Origin of the sequence: Burkholderia sp. CCA53, assembly GCF_001685525.1 — a bacterium.
In the GTDB taxonomy this organism is placed as follows: Bacteria; Pseudomonadota; Gammaproteobacteria; order Burkholderiales; family Burkholderiaceae; genus Burkholderia; species Burkholderia multivorans.
Map to the genome: position 1 here is coordinate 3,549,411 of NZ_BDDJ01000001.1, position 9,513 is coordinate 3,558,923.

Genomic DNA, 9,513 nt, shown 5'->3' on the forward strand with positions numbered 1-9,513 from the left:
TGCGGGCTTTCGGCGCTGGACGCCGAGACGCCCGCCTGCGGGTTCGTCACGGTGATCAGCCCGGCGTACTCGCTCGGTAGAGACGTGATGATCTGGTTGACGGTGTTGGCCGGATCGCGAAGGTGCCGCTGTTCGTTGCGACCGCGTAGAGCTGCGCCGATTGGCCCGTCGACAGGATCACGCCGCCATCCTGCAGCGCGTACTGGTTCGTGCCATCGCCGACCACGAAGCCGGGCGGCAGTACGTAGCCGGCCGGCCCGGTGAATACGACGTAGACGTTCCCGTTCGCGCTTGTGCCCTGCGGCACACCGAACTGGGCGCCGAGCTGCGCGAGCACGAACGCATTCGCTCCGTACGGCGTCACGCTGTTCACCGCTTCTACACGTGCCTGATCGATCGTCGTCAGCGCGCCGACATCGGTCGAAGCGACATCCTCGATCAGGCTGCCGGGCAGATTCGCCGTGTAGTCTGGAACCTCGGCGGCAACGCCGTCGATCAGGTTCTGCCGCAGCGTGGTCGGATCAGTCGCAACCGGGCCGGCTGCGGTCATGACAAGGGGAATCGTGCTCATATCGCTACGGACGCGTTTAGAAGCGCGCCGCTATGCGCGACGGCCTGGATGTTGTAGACGGGCGGGAAACTGCCCGGCGCGCGCACGATCGCGAGCGACGCGAAGTACGGCGCGAACTGCTGCTGCGTGACCATCGCGTAATAGTCCGGGAACACCTGCGTGACGACAGTCTGCTGCGCCGGGATCCCGTAGTTCGCATAGAACGGTGATTCGCCGAGGTTCAGCTTCAGTACCTGGCAGAGCGCCGTCAGATAGACGTTGTCGTTGTAGCCATTCGCGTCCGTCGTGACGGCGACCCAGCGATACGAGCCGTCCGCGTTGTAGATCCTGCCCCATGTGCGCACGTGCGGGTCCTCTTCAGCCTGTCATGTTTCCGGTGTTGCCGGTTCCGGTTTGTACGCCCGGGTGGATGTGGCCATTCACACTGCCGCGCGGCAGGATTACATCCGGTGCCGTGATCGGGAGCGTCGAATTGACGCCAGTCGAACCCCACGTGAATGTCTGTCCGTCGACGGTCACCGTGACACCCGACGCGTTCACGACGAGAGACGTCGTGCCGAACGTCAGCGTCACGCCGTTCTGGTTCACGACGCACGATGATGCCGTGCCCTGCGTGGTACGTGCGATCATGCCGTTCGGCCCGCACACCTGCGCCGCATTCGGATCGTCCGGGGCCGATCCAGCATTGCTGACGGGCACGAACACGAGAGCGGTCAGGTTGCCGCGGCGCCGGAAATCGGCCGTGCCGCCGCCAAGGCCCGAGATGCCGCCCAGATACGCGTCGGCCGGCATCGTCACGCCCTTGTCGCCGACCTGCGTCGGATTGCGAATCCACGGGCTTTCGGCCTTCGGGATCGTCACCGGCGGCAGCGTCCACGTGCCCTGCATCTCGAACTCGACCGTCACGATCGCGCCCGACACCTTCGTCACGCGGCACGGCAATGCGTTGCCGGTATCCTCGATCGCCTGAGCCGCGCGCGCGATCGCCACACGGTTCAGCGAGCGCTGCAGCGGCAGCTTCGAATAGTTGTCAGCCATTGCTCATCACCGCGCAGTTTGCGATCGTCGCCCACGACGCGCCGTCGAGCGCGCGGAAGTTGCCGATGTGACGCAGCTCGATCACCGAGAACTTGCCCTGGAACGCGCTCTTGTACTTCAGGCTTGACGGCAGCGACGACGAGGACGTCAGGACGATGCCGGGCGTGTTCTGCAGCCCCTGAGGCATCAGCAGTTCGGACCCGAGCTGAATGTCGGCACGCATCACGAGCTTGACCTGCATCACGTTCGGCGCGATCCACGTCGGCTGACCGACGAAGTCCGTGAACGCGAGCTGCACGGTGTTCGGCTTGTACGTGCTGTCGTAGACGACGATCTGGCCGCCCTGGATCGTGACCTGCACGCCGGCATAATCGCTGCCGAGGAAATTTCCCTGCGTGACCTCGACCAGCAGCTGCGCGAGCTGCTCGAGCGTCGAGCACCGATGCACTTCGTCGTGCGTCTGCACCAACTTGTCGCTGATGTTGATCAGCGCGGGCATCGTCGGATAGGCGACGGACAGCGTCTGCTTCAGTGCCTGCGCGAGCGTCGTCCCGGCCGTCCAGTTCAGGACGATATTGCCGGGCTGGTCGAGCGTGTACAGCGCCGGGTTCAGCACGAGATCGAGCGTCATCTCAGTGCCCTCCCAATTGCCGAAGGACTGCCATACCTGGCCGGCCGCGATCAGTCCCGCCTGCTTCGGATTCGCCAGCGGCAGGCCGGCTTGCATGCCGCCCTTCATCGTCAGGTTCATGCCGGCGAACTGCTGAGCCTGCAGCAGATCCTCCAGTGGCACACCCTCGATCAGCAGAGACTGCCCGCCGAGCGGCGTTCCGTACGTGGCAACCGGAATGTCGAATTCGATGTTCAGCGCGCCCGGATCGAACTTGCCATTCGGATGCGACGTCCACCGCCGGAACGGCTTGGTACCGCCTTCCGGCGTGATGGTGATGTCGTAGTAGCGCATCGATCAGGGGGTAATTTCGAAGTTGCCGGTGTCTTCGCGATACAGCAGCGTCGACGTCGTGAAGACGCCCGGCGCGAGCGGAATATCGAAACCGAGCGGCGAGCCAACCATCGCGCCATTCCAAGCGATGTTTCCGTTCTGGTCGGTCAGCGTGACGTACCAGCGCATGCCGCGATGTTCCACGTCACCGACAGCGAATAGGCCATGCGTCGAGCGTGACGGTCGCCTGGAACGGTGGCGTCGTCGCGTTGGACGGCTGGAAAGGAACGAGCGTCGTCATAGCGCGGGCTGGGAAAGGAACTGATTCACGACGCCGGCCATGTTGCCGATGCCTTCGAGCGCGCCCTGCACCGCCGAGCCAGCGGCGGCCACCGCGCCGGACCATGCGGGCGACGTCACCTGCTGGCCGCCCGCGAGCTTGCTCATCAGCGCGCCGTAGGCGCTGCTCGCCGCTTGCTGCGTCAACAGCGGCTGCACGAAATCGAGCTGCCACTGAATCTGCTGCTGCTTGCCCTCGCCGCTCGTAACGTCCGTCATCGACGTCAGGATGCAGTTCGTGTAGATCCGCGCGGGCGTTGCCACATGGAACGTGCCGCCCGCGGCGCAGTGCGCCTCGAGCGAACTTTGCAGCGACGTGAAGATCGCCAGCTTCGTTAGATAGCCGCCCCGTGTCCTTCACGGGAGCGATCATCAGCAGCGAGACGTTCTTCGGCTGCATCACGACGGCGTTACCAGCGACTTGCTGGTTCGCGAACGGGTACGTGCCGACCGCGTTGTTGATGATCGTGCCGCCAGGCAGCACGACGAAGCGCGCGAAGAAGTTGTCGAGTCCCACGCTGCCGCTCGACAGCACGCTCTGCGCGAGCGCGCCGAGTTGCCCCACAAGGCCGATGATCGGCATCATGCCGCCGAGCGTGTTCGCGACGATCCCGCCGTTCAGGATGATCGGCGAGACCTGAAACGACAAGTCGTACGCCGATCGGAAGCCTGAAGAAAGGTCGAGTCCCGCCATATCGATTACCTCGGCGCCGCCGCGTTAGCCTGCACGGCGACGCGCGCGGACGTGTTGTTGCTCACCTGGACCTGCACCTTCACGGCGCTGCGCTTGGCGACTTCGCCGGCGATCGCCGCAATGTACTTTCGCGTCTCGGCCGGCAGATTCGATTCCCACTGGCCGCCGTTCTTCGCGATGTCCTTGTCGACATTTCCCGGCCCCCAGTTGTACGCGGCAAGCGCCTTGCGGATGTCGCCTCCATACTTCTTCATCAGGGACTGCATGTAACGGCCTGCTGCGCCCGCCTCGTCCTTGAAGCTGAAGCGGTCGCCGCCGTTGCCCCAGTCATGCCATGCGGCCGAGGTGAACTGGAAGTCGCCGATTGCCTGATCGCCATTTTTCAGCGCCGGGCCGATCAGGTTGCTACCCGATCCCGATTCGATCTTCCACATCGCGCGAGCGTACCGGCAGGCAGCCCGCGTTGCTTTTCGATGTCCGCCAGGTAGCCGGCTGGATCGCTTGGCATCGTCAGCTTGTGGCGAACCATGCCAAAGGCTTGCTCCCATGACGAGCCTTTTGATGTCGCGCCGGAGGGGGATGTTTCTGGCGTCGACGACGTGTCGATTCCGAGGCCGCCTTCCTTATGCCATCAACCACCAGTCCGACGAGTCCGGCGAAGTCCTTCATATCCTGCTTGAACTCCGGCGAACCGAGGTAGGTCGTCAGGCTCGTGATCCCATCCTCGACCGCCTTCAGGTTCTTCGGCGTGAAGATGTCGTTGATCAGCTGGTCGGCGTCCTTCGTCAGCGTGGTCACGAAGCTGCGCAGCGACGGTGAGAGTGCGACGAGCCGGTTCGTCAGCGATGTCTCGAGCGTCCGGCCGGCGAGCGTGATCTGACGATCGAACTCGTACCATGCCTGCGTTGTCCCGTTGCTGACATTCAGCGAGCGTTGGTCGCGTCCGTATTGCGCGCGTGCAGATTGCAGTTCCGACATCGGCGTGTTGCCGAGCCGGCGCACATCCTCGAGCGTCAGGCCAGACTGCGTGAATCCGGCGGCGGCCAGGTTCTCGGCCGTGCGTTGCGATGCCGGCGTCTTCGTCCACCAGTCGTGCGCGCGCGTGGCGAGGCGTATCGCGAGCTGATCAGGACCTTGGTTCGCAACAGCCTGGGCACCGAGGCCGGTCGCGAGGCCGAGCCATACGCGCCCCTGGTAGCTGTTCTGCGCGTCCGCGACATGCGACAGGATGCTCGGATCGAGGAAGCGCCCGAAGTCCATACCGAACGCCTTGAACTGCCCCGGCGTCAGACCGACGCCGCGCGCGCCGCGCTGCTCTGTCACGGCCGAATGCGCGAGGTCGCGCAGGCTGATCGCGCCGAGGATGCCACTCAGGCCTGCAATGCTGCCGCCGATCGCACCGACTTCAGCAGCCACTTGCCGATGTCAAACACCGCCTTGCCGACGTTGCTGGCCTCCTTCGCCATCTTCGACATCGTGTGCAGACCTTCGCGCGCCATGATGTTGAACTGGCGCTGCGCCTCGGTCGATGACTGGATGCCGCTCGTGAGCGACTTTCGCGGTGGCTGCGTTCCGGCGCATCGACATGTCGATCTGCTGCCACTCCTTCGGCATGCTAGCGACCTTGGCCTCGAACTGCTCGTACAGCTCGTAGAACGCCTTGAACTGCTCGGCGTTCACGTCGATGTTGATGATCGGCTTATTAGCCACTTGGGCCTCTCAGGGTTCGGATCAGTTCGAGGATGTTGCGATCGCGGAAATCGCGCGCGCTGCGGTATTCGAAGCCGTGACGCTGCACGGTTTCCGCGAAGCCCTCGCCGGCCACGAACCTCAGGATGGAACCGACGACACCGCCTGTTGTGCCGAAGGTACGGCCTTCGTCGAGTTCGGCAAGGAATCGGCGAATTCCATAGGCGACAAGGAGGTAATCGACCCCTTCAGCAGGGAAGCCGTGCTGCTCGCCTGTTTCTTCCGTTCCGCCTTGCTCGCGAGCGCCACAGATGCAGGTAAAAAAAACGATCGCCGACTCCGTTTCAGCCTGATCCTCGGCGTCGATCTTGCCGTTTGCCACCGCGCTCTCGATCGGCAGGAGATCCCAGCCACCCGGGCCCGGCACCAGCACCATCGTCAGGCGGCGAATTTCGGCCATCAGCGCAGGCGTTGCCTCGTCGATGATGGTCTTTCCGTCCTTCGCATAGCTGCCGCGCGCCTCGGCTTCGCGCATGCCTTCGTCGAGCAGCGTGAGCGCTGCGATGCGCGGGCCCGAATCCATCATGTAGATGCCGCCGCGGCTCATCAGCGACGCCTTCGTCGCCGCGAGCACCCGGTAGTTCGCCTCGAACACCGCGCGAGAGATCGGCGTGTGATAGCCCCACACGCGCACGCCAGCTTCGTCGCTCACGACGGGCACGACGAGATTCATCGCCTCGTTGATCTGGATCACGTCATGCCTCCACAGGTCATTGTTGGTGTAGTACGTACCGCGCAACACCAGCATGCAGACCGCGTCCATGCCGTCGAACGCGTTCGGGTCGAAGTGACGGATCGCGGTGTCGTACAGCGTGAACGAGTCGAAGGCGGCCGAATCGCTGTTGATCTTGACCTGGCCGAGCACGCTGTTCGCCTCCCACTGCGCGCGCCATGCCATCGACAGCGCCTGGGTGCGCAGAATGCCGACGGTGATCGTCGCCGGCACGTACGGCGCCGGCGAATTCACGAGGCCCGTCCCGGTGCCGGTCTGGTCGGTGAAGTCGCCCTCGAACGCGATGCGCGCGAACGACTTCCCCATGTACGGCGCCGTAATGTTCAACGACGTGAAGGCAGGCACGATGACCGAGCACCGGACGCGATTCAGGGTGCCTTGGCTGACAAGCGGGTTTGCCATTTGTGGCTCTCCTTAGAACTGGACCCGCGTCGATGTTGAAGGTGATGGTCAGGAACCCGTTCTGACCGACGATCGTCGCGGCGAGGCCGTTGTAGATGCCTGCCGAGTAATCACCCCGGGTTCTGCGTCGTGTACGTCACGAAATCGGTCGCGCTGATCGACACCGACTGCGCGCAGCCGAACGTGACGGCACTGGAACCTGTGTTCTCGGCGACGGCCTCGATCGAGTTGATGCCAGGCTGATCGTAGAGCAACGGCGGATTGCTGTTCGAGCCGTTGATGATGGCGGCGGCAATCGCCTGCTTCGACTGGATCTGGAACCAGTCGATGCCATACCACTCGCCTGGTCGCCGCTCATCAGCGTGCCCTTGAACACGCAGGCAGTCGAAATGCCGCCCTCCGCGCCCGTCAGAACGAGGTTCCCGTAGCCGCTCAGGATCGTCGTGATCTGCGCGTTGTAGCCCTGCGCGGGCCATGCCGTCACGCCGTACAGATAGCGATAGGCCATCGGCGCGAGCTTGTTCGAGGCGCCCGGCTGGTTGACCAGCCACTGGTAGAAGAACGCGGCCGCCGTGAACTCCGTCGACGGCGCGAGCGGGCTCGGCACCACCGCAAACACCGACTTCAGCGTCGAGTAGTTCGCGAGGTTCGTCGAGCTCGTCGTGACGAAGAAATACGTCTTGCTGGTCGGCGACGAGTACAGGCTGGCGAGGATGTTCAGGGCCGATGCGAGGTTCGCCGTGGCGACCGCCCCTGTGCCGCCGCCGCCCGAGAACGAGACGGTCGGCGCTGCGGTATAGCCGGAACCCGGGTTCGTGATCGTCACTGCCACGACAGCGCCGTTCTGCACGATGGCCGTGCCGGTCGCGGTCGTGCCCGATGTCGGCGCGGAGAACGTGACCGTCGGCGCGGACGTGTAGCCCGAACCGCCATTCGTCACGAGAACGCTGCCGACTTCGTCCTTCGAGTAGTCCCATGCAGCCGGCACGAGGTACGCGTAGAACACGTTCGGGTTGTTCGAGATCCACGTCTGCAGCAGGCCGATGCCTTGGTCGACGCCGGTTTCGGCGCCGAGTTCGAGCACGTAGAAACCGACCGATTGACCTTGGGCGAAGAATGTCTGGCCCATCTTCGGTAGTTCGTCCGAGTTCCCCGACCCACTGAGAAGGGCCGTGAGGTCGGATTCCAGCCCGCAATACTGGTACGTCCCGGGCGTAAGCGTCGTGCCGCCCACCGAGACGATCGCACCGCTGCGCTGAAGCTGCGACGGCACGGGCGCCCGGGTGACGGTGACGTTCAGATTGACGATCGTCTGGGTGATGGTCTGCGCCATTTTGGCGGCCTCCTGGGATTACGCGAATGCGACGGAAACAGCGCCGCCGGTGCCCGGATTCACGACGATCCCGGTGTTGCACGGCCATTCGAGCTCGATCACCGAGCCGACGGCCGGATAGCCGCTCGCGTATTGCACGATCGCGTTGGCTGCCGCTGCCGCGCCGGTTGTGGCTGCGTCGTATGCGCCGAACGTGCCGCCCGTGGCAGCCGTCAGCACCGTGATGCGTACGAGCGTGCCCGGAGTGGCCTTGATAACGGTCGGGGCGCTGACATTGAGCGCGGACTGCGATCCGCCGGGACGCGGGCCGAGAGGGTTCTGGGGCATTTCGATTACTCCTGGATGGTAGTGGTGATGCTGGCCGACAGGATCAGCCGCCGCGCGATCGCGTCGGCGGTTCCCTGGTAGTACGACGCGAGAATCGTCAGGGTCTTCTTCATCGCGAGCGCAGCGATCTCAACCTGCGTGCGCTTCTCGTCGCGGATCGCCGGCGAATTGCAGAAGCCGAAATCGTCGGTGTTCAGCGAGTAGTCGATCAGCGCCGCGTAGAACTGGATTGCGCGCTGATTCGTGAATCCGTAAAACGTGAGCCGCACGGTGTCGCGCATGAGCTGCGCGCTCGCCATCTGCTGCAGCGCCGTCGGCGGCGTCGGCGTGCCGGGCCATGCATACGTCGGGAACGCCTGCAGCGCGATCGTCTCGCCAGGCTCGATGTGCGCCGTGACATACGGCGGCTCGACATTGTCCGGCACGAGGAACGACGGATACACCGGCGCGCCGGCGAGGGCCGCCAGCGACAGCCAGATCGGCAGGCTGTTCGAGACGATTGGCTCGACCGGCAGATCGGCCGCGCTCGCGACAAGCTGCGACGCCAGAGCCGGATAGACGGCGAAGCCGCGGTAATGCCAGAGCCCGGCCTGCTGATAATTCAGCCCCGTCTCGGCGAACGCGACCTGCAGCGTCGTCCCGTCGACCTGCCACGTGCCGATCCACATCGTGCCCGGCGCGATCGTGTTGAGCTGGGAGATCTCCTGCTCGGCCGTGAACAGCAGTTTGTTCGCTGCGATCGTCTGATCTTCTTCCTGCCGACGGTCGGTCAGGATGTGCAACGAGCCGCTGAACTGCTGCGCGGTGCCGGTCGCCACCAGAACACGTAGCCGTCCGTGGGAAGCGTCGATTTCGTGTATTGCTGGAACGTGACGGACTGATTGCGCGAAAGCTGCTCGACGCCGGCCTCGAGCGCCGCGGCGAGATCGCCCGGCGCGGCCGCGGCTTCATCGATCAGTCCCATCAGTCAGTCACCCATGCACGAAACGACGCCTGGTAGAGGCCCGTGTCGACGAATTCCGGCCGCGCCGGGTTCTCCGCGGCATACGGCCGCTTCTTCCGATGGTTCACGCCCTCGTCGGCGGCCGCGATTGTCTGCGCGCTCGCCTGCTTCCATTCGCGCGCGTCGAGGAAGTCCCGAAACAGCTCACCGATCTTTCCCGTCGACACGTCGACCGATAGGCGGCCGACCGGCTTGCCTTGCGCAATGCTCTCGATCTCGCCCGCAATGTCGTTCGCCAGCAGCTCGCCGATCTCCTCCTCGTACATCTCGAGGAACACGCGCATCACGTGGTACTCCTCCTCGAGGAACGTAGCGACATCGCCGGTCGTGACGCCGGGCTTTGCGTCAGGGCCGGTATAAGCAACGTCCACTACGCCGAGA

16 protein-coding genes are annotated in these 9,513 nt (G+C 64.4%); 1 reads left to right on the forward strand and 15 read right to left on the reverse strand.

Annotation, left to right across the window (positions count from 1 at the left end):
* Nucleotides 1-55: 55 nt before the first annotated feature.
* The 6 genes from BCR55_RS33455 to BCR55_RS33465 form a co-directional block, all read right to left on the reverse strand.
* Complete coding sequence (locus tag BCR55_RS33455; protein ID WP_254661834.1) at nt 56-550, reverse strand: hypothetical protein; 495 nt, start codon at nt 548-550, stop codon at nt 56-58.
* 17 nt (nt 551-567) lie between these two features.
* The gene (locus BCR55_RS16535) at nt 568-915 is read right to left on the reverse strand and encodes a hypothetical protein (protein ID WP_065494853.1); all 348 of its coding nucleotides are present in this window, start codon (nt 913-915) and stop codon (nt 568-570) included.
* Between the two features lie 13 nt (nt 916-928).
* On the reverse strand, nt 929-1,609 hold the full coding sequence (locus tag BCR55_RS16540; protein WP_219847322.1) for a hypothetical protein: 681 nt from the start codon (nt 1,607-1,609) through the stop codon (nt 929-931).
* Nucleotides 1,602-2,573 (reverse strand): hypothetical protein, encoded by a 972-nt coding sequence (locus BCR55_RS16545; RefSeq protein ID WP_235557798.1) that lies wholly within the window; start codon nt 2,571-2,573, stop codon nt 1,602-1,604. The genes BCR55_RS16540 and BCR55_RS16545 overlap by 8 nt, the downstream gene beginning before the upstream one ends.
* Nucleotides 2,574-2,576: 3 nt before the next feature.
* Complete coding sequence (locus BCR55_RS33460) at nt 2,577-2,741, reverse strand: hypothetical protein (protein ID WP_254661835.1); 165 nt, start codon at nt 2,739-2,741, stop codon at nt 2,577-2,579.
* Between the two features lie 108 nt (nt 2,742-2,849).
* A complete protein-coding gene (locus tag BCR55_RS33465) occupies nt 2,850-3,155 on the reverse strand; it encodes a hypothetical protein (RefSeq protein WP_254661836.1) in 306 nt (101 codons plus the stop codon).
* An 86-nt stretch (nt 3,156-3,241) separates the two neighbouring features.
* Here BCR55_RS33465 and BCR55_RS33470 point away from each other — a divergent pair, with 86 nt between their 5' ends.
* Entirely contained in the window at nt 3,242-3,532 is a 291-nt protein-coding gene (locus BCR55_RS33470) for a hypothetical protein (protein ID WP_254661837.1), read from the forward strand.
* 58 nt (nt 3,533-3,590) lie between these two features.
* Here the strand turns inward: BCR55_RS33470 and BCR55_RS33475 are convergent, their stop codons facing one another.
* From BCR55_RS33475 to BCR55_RS16585, 9 genes are all read right to left on the reverse strand, one after another.
* Entirely contained in the window at nt 3,591-4,133 is a 543-nt protein-coding gene (locus tag BCR55_RS33475) for a lytic transglycosylase domain-containing protein (protein WP_254661838.1), read from the reverse strand.
* A complete protein-coding gene (locus BCR55_RS33480; protein ID WP_254661839.1) occupies nt 4,096-5,001 on the reverse strand; it encodes a hypothetical protein in 906 nt (301 codons plus the stop codon). The genes BCR55_RS33475 and BCR55_RS33480 overlap by 38 nt, the downstream gene beginning before the upstream one ends.
* 9 nt (nt 5,002-5,010) lie before the next feature.
* The gene (locus tag BCR55_RS33485; RefSeq protein ID WP_254661840.1) at nt 5,011-5,295 is read right to left on the reverse strand and encodes a hypothetical protein; all 285 of its coding nucleotides are present in this window, start codon (nt 5,293-5,295) and stop codon (nt 5,011-5,013) included.
* The gene (locus tag BCR55_RS33490) at nt 5,288-6,469 is read right to left on the reverse strand and encodes a hypothetical protein (protein WP_254661841.1); all 1,182 of its coding nucleotides are present in this window, start codon (nt 6,467-6,469) and stop codon (nt 5,288-5,290) included. The genes BCR55_RS33485 and BCR55_RS33490 overlap by 8 nt, the downstream gene beginning before the upstream one ends.
* 136 nt (nt 6,470-6,605) lie before the next feature.
* A complete protein-coding gene (locus BCR55_RS16570) occupies nt 6,606-7,802 on the reverse strand; it encodes a hypothetical protein (RefSeq protein WP_254661842.1) in 1,197 nt (398 codons plus the stop codon).
* An 18-nt stretch (nt 7,803-7,820) separates the two neighbouring features.
* Nucleotides 7,821-8,129, reverse strand: coding sequence for a hypothetical protein (locus tag BCR55_RS16575; RefSeq protein WP_232356578.1), 309 nt, complete (start codon nt 8,127-8,129; stop codon nt 7,821-7,823).
* A 5-nt stretch (nt 8,130-8,134) separates the two neighbouring features.
* Complete coding sequence (locus tag BCR55_RS16580; protein WP_254661843.1) at nt 8,135-8,947, reverse strand: hypothetical protein; 813 nt, start codon at nt 8,945-8,947, stop codon at nt 8,135-8,137.
* Entirely contained in the window at nt 8,899-9,093 is a 195-nt protein-coding gene (locus tag BCR55_RS33495; RefSeq protein WP_254661844.1) for a hypothetical protein, read from the reverse strand. The genes BCR55_RS16580 and BCR55_RS33495 overlap by 49 nt, the downstream gene beginning before the upstream one ends.
* Nucleotides 9,093-9,513: hypothetical protein (locus BCR55_RS16585; RefSeq protein WP_254661845.1), on the reverse strand; the 421-nt coding region annotated here is incomplete at its 5' end. The genes BCR55_RS16585 and BCR55_RS33495, both read right to left, overlap by 1 nt.